Annotated in this window: 16 protein-coding genes; 12 read left to right on the top strand and 4 right to left on the bottom strand. The window is 71.8% G+C overall.

Annotated elements, in window-relative coordinates; translation table 11 throughout:
• Positions 1-63 precede the first annotated feature (63 nt).
• The gene (locus tag ABT352_RS20050; protein WP_350946364.1) at positions 64-708 is read right to left on the bottom strand and encodes a spheroidene monooxygenase; all 645 of its coding nucleotides are present in this window, start codon (positions 706-708) and stop codon (positions 64-66) included.
• Between the two features lie 40 nt (positions 709-748).
• Here ABT352_RS20050 and ABT352_RS20045 point away from each other — a divergent pair, with 40 nt between their 5' ends.
• Positions 749-1,345 carry a glycerol-3-phosphate acyltransferase gene (locus tag ABT352_RS20045; protein WP_350946363.1) on the top strand — a complete coding sequence of 199 codons (597 nt, stop codon included), beginning with the start codon at positions 749-751 and terminating at the stop codon, positions 1,343-1,345.
• On the opposite strand, the gene ABT352_RS20040 is transcribed toward ABT352_RS20045, so the two are convergent.
• From ABT352_RS20040 to ABT352_RS20030, 3 genes are read right to left on the bottom strand one after another with little or no spacing between them, the layout of a single operon-like run.
• Positions 1,296-2,642 carry a glycosyltransferase family 2 protein gene (locus ABT352_RS20040; protein ID WP_350946362.1) on the bottom strand — a complete coding sequence of 449 codons (1,347 nt, stop codon included), beginning with the start codon at positions 2,640-2,642 and terminating at the stop codon, positions 1,296-1,298. The two genes, ABT352_RS20045 and ABT352_RS20040, sit on opposite strands and share 50 nt — an antisense overlap.
• Positions 2,639-4,105 (bottom strand): phytoene desaturase family protein, encoded by a 1,467-nt coding sequence (locus ABT352_RS20035; protein WP_350946361.1) that lies wholly within the window; start codon positions 4,103-4,105, stop codon positions 2,639-2,641. The genes ABT352_RS20040 and ABT352_RS20035 overlap by 4 nt, the downstream gene beginning before the upstream one ends.
• Before the next feature lie 54 nt (positions 4,106-4,159).
• A complete protein-coding gene (locus ABT352_RS20030) occupies positions 4,160-4,984 on the bottom strand; it encodes a carotenoid biosynthesis protein (protein ID WP_350946360.1) in 825 nt (274 codons plus the stop codon).
• Positions 4,985-5,339: 355 nt separating this feature from the next.
• On the opposite strand from ABT352_RS20030, the gene ABT352_RS20025 reads away from it, so the two are divergent.
• From ABT352_RS20025 to ABT352_RS19975, 11 genes are all read left to right on the top strand, one after another.
• Positions 5,340-6,914, top strand: a complete 1,575-nt coding sequence (locus ABT352_RS20025; RefSeq protein ID WP_350946359.1) for a class I adenylate-forming enzyme family protein — start codon at positions 5,340-5,342, stop codon at positions 6,912-6,914.
• 71 nt (positions 6,915-6,985) lie between these two features.
• Positions 6,986-8,554, top strand: coding sequence for an NAD(P)-binding domain-containing protein (locus tag ABT352_RS20020; RefSeq protein ID WP_350946358.1), 1,569 nt, complete (start codon positions 6,986-6,988; stop codon positions 8,552-8,554).
• A complete protein-coding gene (locus ABT352_RS20015; RefSeq protein ID WP_350946357.1) occupies positions 8,551-9,840 on the top strand; it encodes an alpha-hydroxy acid oxidase in 1,290 nt (429 codons plus the stop codon). The genes ABT352_RS20020 and ABT352_RS20015 overlap by 4 nt, the downstream gene beginning before the upstream one ends.
• Complete coding sequence (locus ABT352_RS20010) at positions 9,831-11,390, top strand: cytochrome P450 (protein ID WP_350946356.1); 1,560 nt, start codon at positions 9,831-9,833, stop codon at positions 11,388-11,390. Before ABT352_RS20015 ends, ABT352_RS20010 begins: the two co-directional genes overlap by 10 nt.
• 28 nt (positions 11,391-11,418) lie before the next feature.
• Positions 11,419-12,759: a cation:proton antiporter gene (locus ABT352_RS20005; RefSeq protein WP_350946355.1), complete on the top strand. Its 1,341-nt coding sequence runs from the start codon at positions 11,419-11,421 to the stop codon at positions 12,757-12,759.
• A 151-nt stretch (positions 12,760-12,910) separates the two neighbouring features.
• Positions 12,911-13,600, top strand: a complete 690-nt coding sequence (locus tag ABT352_RS20000; RefSeq protein ID WP_350946354.1) for a response regulator transcription factor — start codon at positions 12,911-12,913, stop codon at positions 13,598-13,600.
• Positions 13,597-14,868: a sensor histidine kinase gene (locus tag ABT352_RS19995; protein WP_350946353.1), complete on the top strand. Its 1,272-nt coding sequence runs from the start codon at positions 13,597-13,599 to the stop codon at positions 14,866-14,868. Before ABT352_RS20000 ends, ABT352_RS19995 begins: the two co-directional genes overlap by 4 nt.
• A 20-nt stretch (positions 14,869-14,888) precedes the next feature.
• Complete coding sequence (locus ABT352_RS19990) at positions 14,889-15,626, top strand: sulfite exporter TauE/SafE family protein (RefSeq protein WP_350946352.1); 738 nt, start codon at positions 14,889-14,891, stop codon at positions 15,624-15,626.
• Positions 15,627-15,778: 152 nt separating this feature from the next.
• Complete coding sequence (locus tag ABT352_RS19985; protein ID WP_350946351.1) at positions 15,779-16,126, top strand: bifunctional 3-phenylpropionate/cinnamic acid dioxygenase ferredoxin subunit; 348 nt, start codon at positions 15,779-15,781, stop codon at positions 16,124-16,126.
• A gap of 136 nt (positions 16,127-16,262) precedes the next feature.
• The gene (locus ABT352_RS19980) at positions 16,263-17,414 is read left to right on the top strand and encodes an aromatic ring-hydroxylating oxygenase subunit alpha (RefSeq protein WP_350946350.1); all 1,152 of its coding nucleotides are present in this window, start codon (positions 16,263-16,265) and stop codon (positions 17,412-17,414) included.
• A 40-nt stretch (positions 17,415-17,454) separates the two neighbouring features.
• Positions 17,455-19,767: an FdhF/YdeP family oxidoreductase gene (locus tag ABT352_RS19975; RefSeq protein ID WP_350946349.1), complete on the top strand. Its 2,313-nt coding sequence runs from the start codon at positions 17,455-17,457 to the stop codon at positions 19,765-19,767.
• Positions 19,768-19,837: the final 70 nt, after the last annotated feature.

Here is a 19,837-nt window from a genome sequence, read left to right as displayed (position 1 = left end):
GTGATGTCCGCGCGTCGGGCGGGGGAGGGACCCCGGTCCCGGGGCAGGACGGACCGGGGTGGGTCAGGCCAGGGGGTCGGCGCCGTCCCAGGTGCCTTCGCTGGCGTAGGGGGAGAACCGGGCGAACAACTCCTCCGAATACCAGTCCTCCTCGCGTGTCCTGCCGATCACGCGCCGGTGCGCGGCCCCCTTGTGGGCGAAGTCCCGCACCGCCGCGGCGTCGCGCCACAGCGAGAACGTGCCCTGCCTGGCCAGCGGCCACTCGCCGACGCCGACCGAGGCGAGGCAGCCGTCCTGCTCCGCCAGCAGGCGGTCCACCTCGGGAACCGAGCGGTAGAACGCCGTCAGCCGGGAGGGCCGGATCGACGCGCGGGTCAGCACGGCGAGGGGACCGCCGGGGTCGACCCCTGGCGTGCTCGGGGGAAGCGGGCCGAACGGCTCCACCCCGTTCCAGCTGCCACGTGAGGCGACGGGAGCGAGCCGCACCTGCCAGGACTCCCGCGCCTCGCGCCGCCAGCGCGCCACCACCGGAGACTCGTCCAGGAAGCGGTCCAGGGCCCGCTCGTCGCGCCACACCGCGAGCAGGGCCCAGCGGCGCAGGTCCGCCCCGATGCCTGTCGACGCTCCGCGCCCCGAGCCGAGCAGCCGCCAGAACACCAGCCCCGGCGTTCTTCTCAGCACCGGGCGGTCGAACGCCATGTAGCGCATAGCCCTAAGATCCGCATATTTCGTGAGATGGAAGGAAGCGATGGTTCCTCTGCTCGTCTCGGTCATCGGCGGCTACCTTCTCGGGTCCGTACCGGTCGCCGTGCTGGTCGCCCGCGCGTACGGGTTCGACCCCCGGGAGGTCGGAGACCGCAACCCCGGCTTCTGGAACGTCAGGGAGCGGCTCGGCTGGCGGGCCGCCGTACCGGTCTTCGCGGGCGACATGCTCAAGGGCACGCTCGCGGGCCTGCTCGCCCTGTTGGTCAGTGGCACGCATATCGCCTGGCCCGGCGGGGTGAACGGTGACAGCACGGTGCCGGTGTATCTCGCGGTGGCCGCGGCCATGGCCGGGCACGCCTGGCCGGTCTTCGCCGGGTTCAGGGGCGGCCGCTCGATCCTCACCTTCGCGGGCGGCTTCGCCGTCATCTGCCCGCCGGGCTTCCTGCTCGGCGTGGCCGCCCTGATCGTGGTCGCCCTGGCGACGCGGTCGTTCGCGATCGGGGCGCGCGTCGGTGTCTTCGGCCTTCCGCTGCTGCAACTGCTCTTCGCGCCGATCGGGTACGTGGCCGGGACGGGGTTGCTCATGTGCCTCATCGGGCTGCGCTTCGGTCAGGCGGCGCGGAGTTCCCGCCCTTCGTGACCCGGCCCGGCCACGTGGCCGTCGGACCCGGCCGGGAACGCGTGGCCGTCGTGACCCGCTCCGGCGGCATGGTCGTCGCGTCCGGTCCGGGACGTTCGCCCGTCGTGGCCTGCTCCGGCGGCGTACCCGTCGTGACCTGGCCGAGGCGGGAGACCGTGGTGGTCGCCGGGTAGGTACGGCCCCGCCAGCTGCGCACCGGGCGCAGCGTGGCCTGCGTCAGCCGCAGGGCCGCCAGCGGGTCGAGCAGTGGGGAGAGCAGCACGCCCGGACCCGGCCGCGTGTAGCTGCCGCGCAGCGCACCGGCGAGCAGCGACCGTACGGTCAGCAGGGCCAGGTCGAGCCGGGTGGGACGGCCGGTCACCAGCCGCAGCACGGGCAGCGCGGCGGTGAGCCAGACCACGGCCAGGTCGGCGGCCTGCCAGCCGGGCGCGGTGACGTCGCGCAGCGACAGCGACCGCCCCCACTCCCGCCACACCTCGCCGGCCGAATCGTGCATGTCGACCTCCAGCAGCCCTCCGGCGTCCAGGAATCCCACGGACCATCCGTCCGCCGCGAGGGTCCTGGCCAGTGCCACGTCGTCGGCCATGTGCCCGCGTACCCGCGCGAATCCCCGGGCGTCCAGCATCGCCGTGCGACGGAAGGCCGTGCACTGGCCGTTGGCCACCGTGCGGTGCGGGGCCGGGGGAGCCGAAGGACCGATCGGGCCGAAACGGTAGACGAGCGTCGCGAGGAACGACGCGTGCAGCGCCTGCTCGGCCACTCCTTCGCACACGAACCTGGGTCCCGCGCTCACCAGGTCGTACTCTCCCAGGGCCGCGGTGAGCGCGCCGACGAGCCCCGGCGCGGGTCTGGCGTCGGCGTCCAGGGTCACCACGACGTCGCCTCCGGCGGCCTCGACCCCCTGCTTCAGCGCCCACTGCTTGCCCACCCAGCCCTCGGGCAGCGGCGCTCCCGCGATGACCTTCGCGCCGAGTTCGGCCGCGAGGCACGCGGTGCCGTCGCGTGACTCGTCGTCGACGACGACGATCTCCGCGACGTCCGGATCGGCGAGCAGCGCCGACAGGCACGGGCCGATGCGGGCCTCCTCGTCGCGGGCGGGGATCACCACCGAGACGCGCGGCGGCGCCGTCCGGGCGGGAGCCTGCCCAGGCAGGCGGTCTCGTGCCGCCTGGGTGTGAGTCGGCGCGGGCAGGCGGTCTCGCGTGACGGTGAGCGGGGGCAGGCGCTTCCGCCCTCTGGCCAGCCGTACCGCCACGACGAGTGCGGCGGCGGCCTGCAGAGCGGTGAGGACTCTCATCGCCGGGCCTCCACGCCGGGATGTCCGGGAGAGGCGGAGGGGAAGTCCTTTCGTACGAGTGAGGCGACGATGCGGGCGCCCATCGCGACCAGCGGCAGCCCGCCGCCGGGATGCGCCGAGCCGCCCACCAGGTACAGGCCGCGCCGGGGACCTCGGTTGCCCGGGCGGCGGAAGGGGGCGAGCCTGCCCGAGTAGGCGCCGCCGTAGATCGAGCCGCCCCACGAGCCGTACCGGTCGCGCAGGTCGGCGGGGGTGAACAGGTCCACGAAACGCAGCCGTCCCGACAGGTCGTGGCCCCTGCTCGCCAGGCGTTCGAGCACCAGGTCCCGGTACGCCTCGGGGGACATCGGCCACCGGCCGGGGTCGCGGGCGGGGACGTTGACCAGCATGACCCAGTTCTCCGTGCCCGGCGGGGCCTGCGAGGGGTCGTCCACGACCGAGCAGCCGATGTAGACGGTCGGGTCCTCCGGTGGCCTGCGCCGCCGGAAGATGTCACCGAACTCCCGCTCGTAGTCGCCGGAGAAGACGATCGAGTGGTGGCCGAGCCCTTCTGTCCTGCCCTCCACCCCGGCCAGCAACAGGAACGCCGAGGAGGAGGCGCCGAGCGCGGCGATGCGCCGCAGCCGCCGCCGGTCGGGCAGCAGTTGCCCGTACAGCGCGGCGGCGTCGGTGTTGGCGACCACGATGTCGGCGCGCTCACGCTCACCCGAGGCGAGCCGCACCCCCGTGACCCGTTCGCCGTCGGTGAGCACCCGGGTCACCTCCGCGCCCAGGACGACCTCCACCCCGGCCTTCTCCAGCAGCGGGACCAGGGCGTCGGCGATGCGGGGCAGCCCTCCGGGGACGTACCAGCCGCCCTCGCCGTGCTCGATCGCCGGGACGCACCCCAGCGCGGCCGGGGCACGGTACGGGTCGGAGCCCGCGTAGGTCGCGTAACGGCCGACGTACTGGCGCAGGCGCGGGTCGGTGAAGAAACGACGGGCCAGGCCGTCGAGGGTCCGGCCGGGTGCCACCGCGAGCAGGTCGGACAGGCGGGCCTCGGTAGGCGGTTGGGTGAGCGGTCCGGTGAAGAAGGTGCGACGCGAGGCGTCGAAGCAGCCTCGCGCCCAGTCGTGGAAGGCGAGCCAGGCGCGGCCCTCGCCGGGCGCGAGCCGGTCGACCTCGGCGGCCATCCGCGCCGGGTCGCGGTACGCCGCCAGCGTCGAGCCGTCGGCGAAGCGGTAGCGGCACAGCTCGTCGAGCTCCACCAGGTCGAGCTCCAGCCCGAGGTCGGTGAAGACGCCGGGCAGGGTGAGCAGGGAGGGGCCGATGGAGAAGGTGAAGCCGTCCCTGGTGTGCTCGGCGAGCTTGCCGCCCAGCCGGGGGAGCCGCTCGTACAGGCGCACCCGATGCCCTTGCTCGGCCAGTAGCAGCGCGGAGACCATGCCGCCGACGCCGCCGCCTATCACCGTTGTCTCAGGCATTCGTGCCCCCTTCCGGCGAGTCCGATGAGTCCGATGGGTTCGATGGGTGCGGTGTCATGCCCGGCCCGCCTCGGAATCAGGCCTTCCGCGGCGTCCGCGCCTCCAGGCGAGCAGGGTGAACAGGCCCATCGAGAGGCCACCGGCCGTGGCCACCAGCGGGTCCGTCGGGTCGAAGACGAACGCGAAGCCGATCGTCTCCATGACCGCCATCACCGTGTAGACCGACACCAGCCCGGCGTTCCACGTCGCCGGTTCGGTGAGTACGCCCTCCAGCAGGGCCATGACCAGCAGGGAGACGACGAACCAGCCCACGAAGTTGCTGATGGGGACGTCCCGGTAGGGACCGGGGTCATGCCAGACCCACAGGTCCAGCCGCATCATCTGCGGGTCCAGGAACAGGTCCCAGGCGGTGAGGGCGAGCGCCCCCGTGACGATCCGCGCGGCCCTGCTCCCCGGCGCGATGGCGGCGGCCACGGCGTGGGCCGCGAGCCCCATGCCACCCCACGCCACCGCCACGATCACCGGCACCCCGCCGAGCGCGGGCTGGAGAACGTCGGTGTAGTGGTAGGCGCCGAACGGCACGCCCGTCCTGATCCCGATCCACTCGGCGGCGTACCCGGTCGCGACCACGGCCGCGAACGCCGCGAAGACCCTGGCGGGGGAGTGGGTCGCGCAGGCGAAGGCGAGCGCGCTCGCCGCGAGCAGCAGGACGACGACGCTGGTCAGCAGGATCGGCCGGGTCTGCAGTCCCGTGGCGACCTGCGCGACGACCATCGCGCCCAGCAGCGCCGTGCCGATCGCGCTCGCCGCGCCTGCCCGCGCTCTCACCGGCGAAGGCCGCTCCCGCACCGCGTCGTGCCCGGATCGTCCGCTGCTCATCTGATGGCTGTGCCCCATGGACGGTCATTCGATCGGTCGGGCGCGGTCAGATTCACTTTGAGGTCACGATTCCTACCGGGTTTCCGTGACGCCGGATTTCCGGGGCCCGCCCGGAGACCGGAGACCGGAGACCGGCGGGCGAGGGCTCTGATGATTCTCTGATCTGCGCTGTCTAGCTTCGTGATGGGCGGCATGCCGACCGTACGACGGCATGCCGCCTCAGGGGGCGGAAAGCCACCGCAGGGACCCACGAGGGTCCGGGAAACGCCCCCGGAAGAACCCCGGCGAAGATCCCGGAGAGATCCGGAATCGAGAAGACGCCGCGGTGACCCGCGTGAGACCAGAGGAGCCGAGCATGAGTGTTCCCGCCGAGCCGCCGTTCCCGTACCCCCTTCTCGAAGCGCTGCGGAACTCGCCCGGCGCCCCGGCCTTCGAGCAGGGGGACAGGATCGTCTCGCGAGGTGAGCTGCTGGAGATCATCCGGCGGCTGGCGGGGGCGATGCTCGATGCCGGGCTGGGGCCAGGCAAGGCCGTCGCCGTCAGCACGGGCGTCACCCCCGAGGCGTTCGCCGCCCACATCGCCGCCTACACCCTGGGCTGCCGGGTGGTGGGAGTCCGGCCCGGTTACCCGGCGGCCCAGCTCGCCCATGTGCTCGGGATGGGAGTCGACGCCCTCCTCATCGACCGGTCCACCGTGACGCCGGATCTGCTCGGGGCCGCGGGCTCCATCACGTTGCTCTCGCTCGGGCCGTGCCCCGCGCCGGGCGGGCGCTCTCCCCTTGCGGCGATCGACCTGCTCGCCGACACCGGCGCCGACGAGAAGCGGCCCCTCGTCGCCGCGGCGCGTCCGGACGACGTGGCCGCCCTGAGCTTCACCAGCGGCAGCACCGGCCGCCCCAAAGGCTGCGCGATCACCTACCGTGCGCTCGGCGAGCACTGGTCGTGGCAGCCCCGCGTGTGGTCCCCGCTCACGAACGAGCTCGCGGGAGCCTTCGAGCGCTACCTGCTGTTCGGCACCATTTCCAGCATGGTGGTCCTGGACTTCCTGGGGCTGTGCCTGCTGGGCGGGGGCACCGCGGTGATCCCCGAGGACGACGGCAAGCCCCTGTTCCCGTACGCGATCGAACGCCACCGGATCACCGGCTCCATCATCACCGTGCCCCGGCTGTACCAGATGCTCGACCTGCTCAGGGACGAGCCGGTCGACGTCGGCTCCCTGAGCGCGCTGATGGTGGCCGGATCACCGATCGGCCCCGGGCGGCTGGCGGAGGCGCTGGACCGGCTCGGGCCCGTGGTCTACCAGGGGTACGGGCAGACCGAGGTGGGCCTGATCTCGGTGCTCACTCCCGCTGACGTCGCCGCGTTCCCTGCCCACGCCCTGCCCTCGGTCGGCCGGCCGTACTCGGGTGTCGAGATCAGCGTGCGCGACGAGGAAGACCGCGAGGTGGCCGCGGGGCGCACCGGTGAGATCTACGTGCGCACCCCGTACCTGATGTCGGGTTACTGGGAGGATCCGAAGGAGACCGAAGACACCCTGCGGGACGGCTGGGTGCGTACCCGGGACCTCGGCAATCTGGACGAGAGGGGTTTCCTGCACCTCGTCGGCCGCACCCGCGACGTGATCCTGGTCAACGCGATGGTGGTGTACGCGGGGCCCATCGAGCGGGTGCTGGCCGGCCACCCCGACGTCGCCGAGGCGTACGTGGCCGGGGCCCCGGACGAGGTGACGGGAGAGGCGGTCCACGCGTTCATCGTGCCGGCCGAGGGCCGGGTCCCCGACTGCGACGCGCTGGCCGCGCTGGTGGGCGACGAACTCGGCGAGAACAGCGTCCCCTGGACGATCACGACGCTGTCCTCCGTCCCGGTCGCCGCGAGCGGCAAGCCCGACAAGCGCGCGCTGCTGGACCTGCTCGACCGGCGGGCTCTCTGATCCTTCTCTGAGAATTGCCCGCCAACACTGATGGCGTCCGTTCGACCAGATCGCTGTGACGGAGGTTGTACGTGCCGGACAATGCCCTGGACTACGTGGTGATCGGTGCAGGACCCGCGGGGCTGCAGCTGGGATACCTTCTCGCCAAGGCGGGACGGAACTATCTGATCCTGGAGGCGGGCCCCACGCCGGGCACGTTCTTCCAGACCTTCCCGCGCCACCGCCAGCTCATCTCGATCAACAAGAAGTACACCGGTTCCGACGATCCCGAACTCAACCTCCGGATGGACTGGAACTCGCTGCTGTCGGACGACCCCGGCCTGCTGTTCACCCGCTACAGCGACCGCTACTTCCCGCACGCCGACGACATGGTCCGCTATCTCGCCGACTTCGCCGCCGCCTGCGACCTGCGCGTCACCTACGACGCCCGCGTCACCCAGGTCACCCGCGCCTCCGGCAACGGCCACTTCCTGGTGACCGACGAGCGCGGCCGGACCTACGAGGCCAGACGGCTGGTCGTCGCGACCGGGGTCAGCCGGTCCAACATCCCGCCGATACCGGGCATCGAGACGGCCGAACCCTACGGCACCGTCTCCACCGACCCGTCCGAATACATAAACCAGCGGGTGCTCGTCATCGGCAAGGGCAACTCGGCGTTCGAGACGGCCGACAGCCTGGTCGAGACGGCCGCGGTGATCCACGTCTCCGGGCCGAACTCCGTCCGGATGGCGTGGCGCACCCATTTCGTCGGGAACCTGCGCGCGGTCAACAACAACTTCCTCGACACCTACCAGCTCAAGTCCCAGAACGCGCTGCTGGACGGTGACGTCAAGCGGATCGAGCGCCAGGCCGACGGCTCGTACCTGGTGACGGTGAGTTTCGTCCGCGCCGACGAGGTCACCAAGGACATCCCGTACGACAGGGTCATCGTCTGCACCGGCTTCCGGATCGACGCCTCGATCTTCTCCGACGAGTGCCGCCCGGACCTGATGATCAACGACAGGTTTCCCGCGCTCACCCCCTCCTACGAGTCGGTCAACGTGCCCGACCTCTACTTCGCGGGGACCCTGACGCAGTCCCGCGACTTCAAGCGCGGCACCAGCGGGTTCATCCACGGCTTCCGGTACGGCACCCGGGCACTGCACCGCGTCCTGGAGAACAGGTACCACGATGCCCCGTGGCCCGGCCGTGAGCTCCCGGCCGAGCCGGAGGCGCTCGCGGAGGCGGTGCTCGAACGGGTCAACCGCAGTTCGGCGCTGTGGCAGCAGTTCGGGCTGCTGGGCGACGTCATCGTCCTCGACGGCCAGGGCGGGGCGCGCTACATGGAGGAGCTGCCGGTCGACCTGGAGGGTCCGCCGATCGGCGACGGCGGCCACTTCACGATCACCTTGGAGTACGGGCCCGAGCACGACAAGGTCGACCCTTTCGACATCGCGGTGGGCCGGATCCGGCAGAACGACGCCGAGCGCGCCGCCGAGGGGCACTATCTGCACCCGGTCGTGCGCCACCACCGGGTCGGCGCGCCGCCGGCCGTCCACCACGTCACCGAGAACCTGGAGAACGAGTGGACCTCCAGGGAGGTCCATGTCGAACCGCTCCGCGCGTTCTTCGCCCGCCAGACCGCCTCGGTACCGGCGTGACGAACGTGAGGACGCCGGACATGGTCCCGCACCTGATGCACCTGATGGGCGTGGGGAGGAGGGACGTGGCGGATGATCCCTTCCCGCACGTGCCGGACGTGGTCCCGCACGCGGCGGACGCGAGGGCGCCGGACGTGGCGGATGAGCGCCTCCCGCCCCTGGCGGACGGGAGCACACGGTCGACTGTGACCCCGACGACCCCGACGACCCCGACGACCCCGACGACCCCGGCGGACCCGGCGGCCCCGTGGACCCCGCGCGAGTTCGAGGCCGCGGCCCGTGCGCGCCTCGCCCCCGAGCACTACGACTACTTCGCGGGCGGCGCGGGGGACGAGGTCACCGTACGGGCGAACGAGGCCGCCTTCGACAGGCTCTCCCTGGTGCCTCGGGTGCTGCGCGGCGCGGGGAGGCCCAGGACCGACGTCACCCTGCCCGGCGGCCGGGTGGCGATGCCCGTGCTGGTGGCGCCGACCGCGTTCCACCGGCTCGCCGACCCCGAGGGCGAGCGGGCCACCGCGCGGGCGGCGGCCCGCACCGGGACGATCATGATCGTGAGCATGGCCTCCACCGTCGCCGTCGGAGAGGTGGCCGCGGCGGCGCCGGAGGCCACCCTGTGGTTCCAGCTCTACGTCCAGCCGGACATGGCCTTCACCGAGACGCTCGTGCGGCGCGCCGAGGCGGCCGGGTGCCGGGCGCTGGTCGTCACGGTGGACTCACCGGCCCGTGGCCTGCGGGACCGGGAGCGGCAGCACGGCTTCCACGACCTGCCGGAGGGGATGGCCTGCGAGAACCTGCGCGACGGCGGGCGGGTACGGCCGATCGTCATGTCGCCGGAGATCTCCTGGGAGCACATCGACCGGCTCAGGGAGATGACGGCGCTCCCGATCGTCCTCAAAGGGGTCGCGCACCCCGCCGACGCGCGCCTCGCGCTCGACCACGGGGTCTCGGGGCTGATGGTGTCCAACCACGGCGGCCGCCAGCTCGACACGATCCCGGCCGCCGTCGACCTGCTGCCCGAGATCGTGGCCACCGTCGGCGGGGCCGTCCCGGTGCTGATGGACGGAGGCGTACGGCGCGGCACCGACGTGCTGAAGGCGATGGCGCTGGGCGCCGGCGCGGTCGCGGTCGGCCGTCCGGTGATCTGGGGTCTGGCCGCGGACGGCGAGCGCGGCGTGACCCGCGTGCTCGACCTCCTCCGCTCGGAGGTGGAGCACGCGCTCACCCTGTGCGGCTGCGCGTCGGTCCACGACCTCGATCCGGGCATGGTGCGACGGTCATGCCGGTGACCGCGCCGGTCAGGGCGGCGGTGATCGCGGCCGGTGCCGTCGCCGTGCTGAGCCTGCCCCGATGGCTCCCGGCCAAGGTGGTGGCGTTGCGGACGCGGGTCTTCGCCCGGATCAACGGGGAGGAGGGGATCACCGTCCCCGGGGACCTGGTCGGCGTCGAGAGGTTCAGGGAGATCTACTCCCACCCGGCCGCGAACGGCCGCAGCAGGGGAGCCGCGCTGTCGGACCTGTTCTGGTACTGGCTCTCGCCCGGCGCCGAGCTGCACCAGGAACACCTCGAGGAGGGAGAGCGCTACGACGCGGTCGCCCGTGCCACGCGCGGCTTCCTCTCCGTGCCGCGCGTGGCGGCCGAGGAGCTCACCCGACGCTGCGTCGCCCGGACGCTGCGGGACGCGGGTGGACTGGTCCGGCTGCGCGACCTGATGATGCCGGTCTGGGCGGAGTTCTACTACGAACTCGTCTTCGGCGAGCCGTGCCCGCCGACGGCGCGCGACCTGATCGTGGCCAACGCGGACGACGTCGTCACCGCGCTCAAGTGCTGCGGGCTGCGGCACATGGACCGGCGCGACCGGCTGACCCGGTATCTCACCGGCCTGCTGCCCCGGGTGCGAGACCGGCTCCCCGCGGGGCTGTCGGCCAGGGAGCAGGCCCTCTATCTGCAGGGGACCTTCTTCAACACCGCGGTCGTCCAGATGTCGGAGGCGACGGCCCACCTGCTGATGGTCCTCGCCCAGCACCCGGAGATCCAGGCCGAGGTGCTCGCGGGCGACGATCGCCACCTCGACCGCGTCATCTCCGAGACGCTGCGGCGCTACCCGCTCTTCGGCGTCGCCCACCGTGTCACCACCGGCGACATCTCCCTCGACGAGCGCACGACGATCCCGACCGGCTCGGTACTGTGCTTCGACTATCCCGCCTTCCACCGCGAGGGCTTCTCCGATCCCGACCGTTTCGACCCCGGCCGTTTCGCCACGGACCGCTCGCACGCGAACTACTCGCACCTGGACCGCTCAGGCCAGGCCCCTCCGGAACCGGACCGCCCGGGCCGAGGCGGCCGGCCGGACCGCTCGGGGCGGGGCGACCGGCCGGGCCACTCGGACGGGAGCGGCCCCGCCCCGGACCTCCCGGCCCCCGGCTGTCCCGTCTCAGGCCGTGCCCGCCCGGACCGGCCCGCGGTCCGGGAGCTCAACCACATCCCGTTCGGCATCGCCGCGAACCGTCCCTGCCCCGCCTGGCGGCTGGCGCCGATCACCATGCGGGTCGCGGTGCGGGAGGTCCTGCGCGCGTACGCCCTCGACACCTCCGCCTCCCACACCCGCTCGATGCCGAACCGGGGACCGTGCCTGCTCGTTCCGAGGGGCGCCCGAAGGGGGGCGGCCCATCGGGCGACGCTGGTGTTCGTGCGGTTCCGCGACCGCTGGGAGGACGTCTGGCGCAGCCTGGTGCAACTCGTCCTCGGCACCTACATGGTCTGGGACGCGCGCGAGCAACGGCTGTGTGAGCGCCACTTCGCGGAGGCCGACCGCCTGGCCGCCGCAGAGAGCAGATGATCACCCGGACCACGAGCGGAGAAACGGTATGCCCACCCTGGCACAGGTCGCCGCCGGTGACCCGAACCTCGAACTGATCCTCAAGGTCCTGCCCGCGCTGGTCGTCATCCTGCTGGCCGCGGCGATATGCGGCCGGCTGGCGCTCATGATGATGCAGCCGCGCGTCCTCGGCGAGATGGTCGCCGGTGTCCTCCTCGGCCCGACGCTGTTCGGCCAGTTGTTTCCCGAGGCGCAGGCGGCCGTGTTCCCCGCCGAGGTCAGGCCGGTCCTGTACGTGTTGAGCACCATCGGGCTGACGCTGTACATGTTCCTGGTGGGGGCCGGGCTCGGGCACGGCGCGGAGGAGCCAGGTCAGGGCCGCCGGGCGGCGACGCTGGCGCTCGCCGGCATCGTCCCCGCCCTCATTCTCGGCTCCTGCGTCGGCCTGCTCCTGTGGGAGATGCTCTCGCGCCCCGACGTCAGCCGGTGGGAGTTCGCCCTGTTCGTCGGGGGAGCGCTCTCGCTGACCGCGTTCCCCATGCTGGCCAGGATCCTGTACGAGCGAGGGCTGGAGAACTCCCCCCTCGGAAGGCTCACCCTGGTGGCGGCCTCCATCGACGACGCCCTCGCCTGGTGCATCCTCGCCGTGCTGTCGGCGATGCACCTCAACGCGGGGACCGGCGACGCGGCGCGCACCATCGCCCTGGCGGCGCTGTTCGCGGTGGTGATGCTGAAGGTGGTCGCGCCGCTGCTGCGGCCCCTGGGCGAGGGCGTCGCGCGGACCGGAAGGATCGGCCCCGGCGCGATGTACGTCGTCGTCATCGTCCCGCTCACCGCGGGCTGGCTCACCGACTGGATCGGGGTCTACGCGGTCTTCGGCGGTTTCATCGCCGGGCTGGCGATGCCCCGCGACCCGGCGTTCCGCCAGGCGCTGCACGGCCGCATGATGGACGTCGTCTCGACGCTGCTGCTGCCGGTCTTCTTCGCCTTCTCCGGGCTGAACACCCATCTCGACGGCATCGCCGGCGGTCCCATGCTCCTGGCGTTCGCCGCGATCCTCGCCGCGGGTTTCTGCGGGAAGTACTTCGGCTGCTCATTGTCGATGAGGGCACTGGGATTCGGTTGGCGCGAGTCCTACGCGGTGGGGGCGCTCATGAACGCGCGAGGGCTGATGATCCTCATTTTCATCAACATCGGCCTGGCACAGGGCATGATCACCGAGGAGCTCTTCGCCATTCTCGTGCTGGTGGCCATCGTCACCACCGCGGGAGCCATGCCGCTGTACAAACTGGCACTGCCGGAGCGCCACGAACGCGCCCACGGATCCGTGCCCGCCGACCGGGATCCGCGCTCCTCGGAGGAACAGGTCGAGAAATCTCTTTCCTCGTGACCGTCCGAATAGCTCAGATGCGTTGAATGCCCCAAATGCATGATAAATATCGCTTTGTGATCATCTGAACACGCTGCGGACATTGTCATGTAAGTTTCAACAATTTCGGGAAAACTGGTAATTCGGTGGGAGGAATGTCTACGGTTGCTTCGTGGCTGCGACATCGGCGATATCCAGCCCGTCCGCTGGCCGGTTGCTCCTCGTCGAGGACGACCGCGAGCTCGGGTCCATGCTGTTCGGATTGTTCACCGAGCAGGGATACAGGGTCGACCTGGCCTTGGAGGGACAGCGCGGCCTGCACCTGGGCCTGAGCCGCCCCTACGACGTGATGGTCGTCGACCGGGGCCTGCCGGCGGTCGACGGCATCGAGTTGCTGACCCGGCTGCGACGGCGGGCCGTCACCGTGCCGGTGCTCGTGCTGAGCGCCTTCGGCACGGTCGCCGACCGGGTCACCGGGCTCGACGCGGGCGCCGAGGACTACCTGGTCAAACCATTCGAGATCGAGGAGCTGCTGGCGAGGGTGCGGGCGCTGCATCGCAGGAACCTCGACCACGCCAGGCTGCTGCCGCTCGGCGCGGGCTGGCTGGACCCCGAGTCCCACGTCGTGGAGCTGCCGACCGGTGGGCAGGTGACGCTGTCGGGGCAGGAGTGCCGGCTGCTGTGCGCGCTGGCGACCCGGCCGCGGCAGGTGCACACGCGCGCCTCGCTGCGCCATCGCGTCTTCGACGGCGCCCGGACGGAGTCGATCGTGGACACCTACGTCTACTATCTGCGCGCCAAGCTGGGGGCGGACGTCGTACGCACCGTGCGAGGTGTGGGATACCGCCTGGGCGGGCTGTGAGAAGGCGTCCGCCCCACGAGCCGGAGCGCCACCTGCTGGCCCGGGCCCGCCGCCGGATCACCGCGCAGGTGGCGGGCGCGATCTCCGTGATGCTGGTGCTCGTCGGATGGCTGGCGTACTGCGTCATCGTGAGCGACCAGGAGGACTCCGCGCGGCGTGACCTCACCGTCGCGGCCCAGCGCGCCCCCCTGTCGCAGCCCCCGCCCTGCGTCTGGCTGTTCGAACTGCGGGACGGCGCCGTGCTGAGCTCTCCCGGCGCACCGACGGTGCTGCCGGTGCGCACCGCGCTGCACCGGGTCGCGGCCGGAGGCGAGCCCCAGGTCGCCCAGGTCGAGCTCGCCGGGCAGTCCTATCTCATCCGCACCCAGCGGCGTGGTGACGTGACGGTCCAGGCGGCGATGGACCTTCGCTACCAGGCCGCCGAGCGGCGCCGGTTGCTGCGCACACTCGCCGTCGCCGAGCTCACCGGCCTGCTGGCCGCGTTGATGATCGGTCAGGTCGTCGCCCGAAGGGCGATCGCGCCGCTGGGCGAGGCCCTGGCCCGCCAGCGCCAATTTGCCGCGGACGTCAGCCACGAGCTGCGTACCCCGCTCACCCGCCTGCACGTCCGCGCCCAGATCGTCGCCCGCGGGTTGCGGCGGGAGACCGACCCGCTCCTCGCCGCGGCCGAGGTCGACCAGCTGGTGAACGGCACCCGGCAGCTGGGCGACGTGGTCGAGGACCTGCTGCTGACGGCCCAGTTCGGGCAGCTGCGCAAGCCGTTCGGTCCGGTCGACCTCGCCGCGCTGGCCGAGGAGCTCGTCCTGGCCGAGACGGCCCGTGCCCAGGCGCGCGGCGTGACGATCGAGGTACGGTGCCAGGGGCCGGGCGGCCACGTCGTGCGCGGGGCGCAGTCCGCGCTGCGCAGGGTGATCTCCGCGCTCCTGGACAACGCGCTCACCCACACCCGGGCGGGCGGCCACATCTGGGTGGTCCTCTCCGGCGACCCGGAGACGGTCAGGCTCGACGTCCGCGACGACGGCGCGGGCCTCGACCCCCGCGACGCCGAACGTCTCTTCACCCGGTTCGTCGGCGGGTCCCGCAGCGGGGGCCTGGGTCTCGGTCTCGCCCTCGTGCGCGAGGTGGTGGACGGCCACGGCGGGACCGTCACCGCGGACGGGCACCCGGGAGCCGGGGCGGTGTTCACCGTCCTGCTCCCCGCGGACCCCGTACCGACCGACAAGGAGGTGGGGCTGGGGGGCCCGGGAACGTCGCGCGTGGGCGTGTGATTGGCTGTGACCCCGTGGACATGGCCGAGATGCTGGGACTGTTGGGCGCCGGGACGCTGGCCGGGGTGGTCGGCACGGTGGTGAGCCTGGCGTCGATCGTCTCCTACCCGGCGCTGCTCGCGTTCGGCCTGCCGCCGCTGGCCGCGAACGTCACGAACACGGTGGCGCTCACCTTCCACGGCGTGGGTGCGGCGCTCGGTTCGAGACCCGAGCTCGCCGGGCAGGGCGGCAGGGTCCTGCGGCTCGGCGTGATGACCCTGATCGGCGGGGCGGTGGGGTCGGCGCTGCTGCTGATGACCCCTTCCGACACGTTCGAGGCGATCGCACCGTGGCTGATCGCGGTCGCCTCGCTGCTGCTGGTCCGCCCGCCCAGGGCGGAGGGAGGCTCCGGGGACGAGAACGGATGGACGGCGCGCGCCGCGCTCTTCGTCGTCGCGGTCTACATCGGCTACTTCGGTGCCGCGGGCGGGATCCTCATGTTCGCGGTGCTCTCGGCCGTGCTCGACCAGGCGCCGGTCAGGGTCAACGCGATCAAGTCCGTCGTGTCCTCGCTGGCGAACGCGGTGGCCACGATCGGCTTCGCCCTCTTCGGCCCGGTGCAGTGGTCGGCGGTGGCGCCGCTCGCGCTGGGATTCTTCCTGGGCGGCCTGCTCGGACCGCCGCTCGCCCGCCGCCTGCCAGGGCGCGCGCTCCGGCTCGGCACCGCCACCTGCGGCCTGATCGTCGCGATCAAACTCGGCCTCGACGCCTACGCGTGAGCCCTTCGTGTGACGGTGATGTGACGTGCCGGTCACCAGGGTGAACCCGGCCGCCGAAGCCCTGGGACGACCCTTGACATCGGGATTCCCTGAGGTCACGCTGTTGCGTATAGCGCTTCCTGTTCCGCCTTACGAAACCGGGGTTTGTTGCGATGATCCCTGCCTGTCCCCTCGCGGCTCTTCCACCGGGTGAGGCCCACCGACTCGACGTCGACCCGCCGATCGCCGTCTTCCACACCGAGGACGGCGAGCTCTACGCCGTGGACGACACCTGCACCCACCAGGACGCCTCCCTGTCCGACGGGTGGCTGGAGGGCTGCGAGATCGAGTGCCCCCTGCACTCGTCGAGTTTCGACCTGCGGACGGGACGGCCGAACTCTCCTCCCGCCAAGCTGCCCCTGCGCACCCACCGGGTGGTGGTCGAGGACGACACCGTCTACGTCATCCCCTCCTCCGAGCCGCCGAACCTGCCGCCCGGCGTCCGCACGAGCACCGCGTAAAAGATCGCGCGAGAACGCGTAGGCCGGGGCGCCGCGTGAGAACGCGAGCACCGCGTAGGCGAGGGTGCCGCCCCGAGGGCCACGCAGAAAAAGCGAGCACCGTGAAGACGCGAGCACCGCGTGAAGAGGAGCGATCGTGACCGCGAGAAGCCTGCCCCCCAGCGTGATCGCCACCCTGCCGGGCGGCTACTACACCGACGAGAACATCTTCGCCGCAGAGCAGGCCCGCGTCTTCGAGACGATGTGGTTCTGCGTCGCCCGCGCGTCCGACCTCGGCAAACCCGGAGCCTTCAGGACCGTCCAGGTGGGCCGCGAGAGCGTCCTCGTCACCCGGGCCAGAGACGGCTCGATCCGGGCCTTCCTCAACGTGTGCCGCCACCGGGGCGCCCGGATACGCACCGAGGAGTCCGGCGAGGTCAAACGGTCCTTCCAGTGCCCGTACCACGCGTGGACCTACGACCTCGACGGCAAGCTGATCGCCGCGCCGAACCTCACCAGGATGCCCGACATCGACCGGGTGGAGTACGGACTGATCAACGTGCACGTGCGCGAGTGGATCGGGTACGTGTGGGTGTGCCTGGCCGACGAGCCGCCGTCGTTCGAGGCGGACGTGATCGCCGAGGCGACGCACCGGCTGGGCGACGAGAGGTCCATCGAGAACTACGACATCGCCAACCTCCGGGTGGGCCGCAGGATCGTCTACGACGTGAAGGCGAACTGGAAGCTCATCGTCGAGAACTTCATGGAGTGCTACCACTGCGCCACCATCCACCCCGAGCTCACCGAGGTGCTGCCGGAGTTCGCCGACGGGTACGCGGCGCAGTCCTTCGTCGGGCACGGGGCCGAGTTCGGCGAGGAGATCCGGGGGTTCACCGTCGACGGCTCCGAGGGCGTCGACCGCATCCCGGGGATCGGTGAGGACCAGGACCGCCGCTACTACGCGATCACCATCAAACCGCAGGTCTTCGTCAACCTCGTGCCCGACCACGTGATCCTGCACCGGATGTTCCCGCTGGCGGCCGACCGGACGATCGTGGAGTGCGACTGGCTCTTCGTGGGCGACGTCGTGGACTCGGGCAGGGACCTGGGCCCGTCCGTCGAGCTCTTCCACCGCGTCAACGTGCAGGACTTCGAGGCCTGCGAGAGGTGCCAGCCCGCGATGAACTCCCGGGCGTACGCTCAAGGCGGGGTCCTGGTGCCCAGCGAGCACCACATCGGGGCCTTCCACGACTGGGTGCTCGACAGGCTGGGGACCCGGCCCGGCCAAGGGCCGGGCGAGCGCCTATAGTGCGCTTTGACGGGATGACCGGCCGGAAGGAGGCGCGAGGATGGCCAAAAAGGCTCCGCGCGACGACGTCAACGAGGACGCCATCGAGGTCGGCCCGCCCAAGGAGTGGGCCGCCGGCATCCCAGGGGTGACCCGGTCACTGCGGGCCGCGAACGCCCAGATGGGCGTCGGCCGCACCCTGCGCACCCTCGCCGTGATCAACCAGAAGGACGGCTTCGACTGTCCCGGCTGCGCCTGGCCCGAGGGCGGGCACCGCAGCCCCGCGGAGTTCTGCGAGAACGGCGCCAAGGCGGTCGCCGAGGAGGCCACCGTCCGCAGGGTCACCCGCGACTTCTTCGCCCGCCACACCGTGGACGACCTGGCCAGGCACACCGACTACTGGCTCGGCCAGCAGGGACGGCTCACCGAGCCGATGCACCGCCCCCAGGGCTCCGACCACTACGTGCCGGTGACCTGGGACGACGCGTTCGCCATCATCGCCCGCGAGCTGCGTGCCCTCGACAGCCCCGACGAGGCGCTCTTCTACACCTCGGGCCGCACCTCGAACGAGGCCGCGTTCGCCTACCAGCTCCTGGTGCGCAGGTTCGGCACCAACAACCTGCCCGACTGCTCCAACATGTGCCACGAGTCCAGCGGCTCGGCGCTCAACGAGACCCTCGGCATCGGCAAGGGCACGGTCTCGCTGGAGGACCTGCACCGGGCCGACCTCGTCTTCGTGGTCGGCCAGAACCCCGGCACCAACCACCCGCGCATGCTGTCGGCGCTGGAGCGGGCCAAGCGCGGCGGCGCCAGGATCATCGCGGTCAACCCGCTGCCCGAGGCCGGGCTGCTCCGCTTCAAGAACCCGCAGCGGGCCTCCGGGCTGGTGGGCAAGGGCACCACGCTGGCCGACCGGTTCCTGCAGATCCGCCTCAACGGCGACCTCGCGCTCTTCCAGGCGATGTCGCTGCTCCTGCTCGAAGCCGAGGACGCCGCCCCCGGCACCGTGGTCGACCGCGACTTCGTCGAGGCCCACACCCACGGCTTCGACAAGTGGGCCGAGGACCTGCGCTCCCTGGACTGGGCCGAGGTCGAGGAGGCGACCGGGCTGGACCGCCCGGCCGTCGAGGACGCCGTACGGGAGGTGCTCGGCGCGAAGTCGGTCATCGTCTGCTGGGCGATGGGGCTCACCCAGCACAAGAACTCCGTCGCCACCATCAGGGAGGTCGTCAACTTCCTGCTGCTGCGCGGCAACGTGGGCCGCCCAGGAGCGGGCGTGTGCCCGGTCCGGGGCCATTCCAACGTCCAGGGCGACCGCACCATGGGCATCAACGAGAAACCCCCGGCGTGGTTCCTCGACGCCCTGCGCGACGAGTTCGGCTTCGAGCCGCCCCGCGAGCACGGCTTCGACACCGTGGAGGCGATCCGTGCCCTGCGCTCCGAGCAGGCGAAGGTCTTCGTCGCGATGGGCGGAAACTTCGTGGCCGCGACCCCCGACACCGCGGTGACCGAGGAGGCGATGCGCCGCGCCCGGCTCACCGTGCAGGTGTCGACCAAGCTCAACCGCTCCCACGCGGTGTGCGGGCGGGAGGCGCTCATCCTGCCCACCCTGGGACGCACCGAACGCGACGCCGCGCCCGACGGCGGCGCGGGCCGCTTCGTCACGGTCGAGGACTCCATGGGCCTCGTCCACGCCTCGCGGGGCAACCTGCCGCCCGCCTCCGGCGACCTGATCTCCGAGGTCGACATCGTCTGCCGCCTGGCGAAGGAACTGTTCGGCGCCGACCCGCAGGTGCCCTGGGAGCGGTTCGCGGCCGACTACGACGTGATCCGCCACCACATCTCCCGGGTGATCCCCGGATTCGAGGACTTCAACGCCCGCGCCCGCCTCCCGGACGGCTTCGCCCTGCCCAACGCGCCCCGCGACGAGCGCCGCTTCCCGACCGCGACGGGAAAGGCGAACTTCACCGTCAACCCCCTGGAGGTGCTGCGGGTCCCACCGGGGCGGCTGCTGCTGCAGACGGTCCGCAGCCACGACCAGTACAACACCACGATCTACGGCATGGACGACCGCTACCGGGGCATCCGCAACGGCCGCCGGGTCGTCTTCGTCCACGCCGACGACCTCGCCGAGCGGGGCCTGGCCGACGGCGACATGGTGGACCTGGTCAGCGAGTGGCCCGACGGCGAGCGCAGGGCCGAGGGCTTCCGCGCCGTCGCCTACCCCACCGCCCGAGGCTGCTGCGCCGCCTACTTCCCCGAGACCAACGTCCTGGTGCCCCTGGACTCCGTCGCGGAGACCTCCAACACCCCCACCTCCAAGAGCGTCGTCATCAGACTCGTCCGCCGTTCCCCGTCCCCGGACGGCTCCTGACCCGCGACCTCAGCCGATGGTGAGTTTGTCGGTTTTTATGTGGTTGAGGAAGGTGGTCCATGTGGTGGGG

The sequence above is a fragment of the Streptosporangium sp. NPDC000563 genome (genome assembly GCF_040299985.1).
Classification (GTDB): Bacteria; Actinomycetota; Actinomycetes; order Streptosporangiales; family Streptosporangiaceae; genus Streptosporangium.
Note: the sequence above shows the minus strand (reverse complement) of the source record. Positions and strands in the feature narration are given on the sequence as shown.

Excerpts from the sequence above, each read along its gene's own strand:
- ABT352_RS20030 (WP_350946360.1), bottom strand. The coding sequence starts at position 4,984 with ATGAGCAGCGGACGATCCGGGCACGACGCGGTGCGGGAGCGGCCTTCG.
- ABT352_RS20010 (WP_350946356.1), top strand. The coding sequence starts at position 9,831 with ATGCCGGTGACCGCGCCGGTCAGGGCGGCGGTGATCGCGGCCGGTGCC.
- ABT352_RS20050 (WP_350946364.1), bottom strand. The coding sequence starts at position 708 with ATGCGCTACATGGCGTTCGACCGCCCGGTGCTGAGAAGAACGCCGGGG.
- ABT352_RS20035 (WP_350946361.1), bottom strand. The coding sequence starts at position 4,105 with ATGCCTGAGACAACGGTGATAGGCGGCGGCGTCGGCGGCATGGTCTCC.
- ABT352_RS19975 (WP_350946349.1), top strand. The coding sequence starts at position 17,455 with ATGGCCAAAAAGGCTCCGCGCGACGACGTCAACGAGGACGCCATCGAG.
- ABT352_RS19985 (WP_350946351.1), top strand. The coding sequence starts at position 15,779 with ATGATCCCTGCCTGTCCCCTCGCGGCTCTTCCACCGGGTGAGGCCCAC.
- ABT352_RS20045 (WP_350946363.1), top strand. The coding sequence starts at position 749 with ATGGTTCCTCTGCTCGTCTCGGTCATCGGCGGCTACCTTCTCGGGTCC.
- ABT352_RS20005 (WP_350946355.1), top strand. The coding sequence starts at position 11,419 with ATGCCCACCCTGGCACAGGTCGCCGCCGGTGACCCGAACCTCGAACTG.
- ABT352_RS20040 (WP_350946362.1), bottom strand. The coding sequence starts at position 2,642 with ATGAGAGTCCTCACCGCTCTGCAGGCCGCCGCCGCACTCGTCGTGGCG.
- ABT352_RS20025 (WP_350946359.1), top strand. The coding sequence starts at position 5,340 with ATGAGTGTTCCCGCCGAGCCGCCGTTCCCGTACCCCCTTCTCGAAGCG.
- ABT352_RS19990 (WP_350946352.1), top strand. The coding sequence starts at position 14,889 with ATGGCCGAGATGCTGGGACTGTTGGGCGCCGGGACGCTGGCCGGGGTG.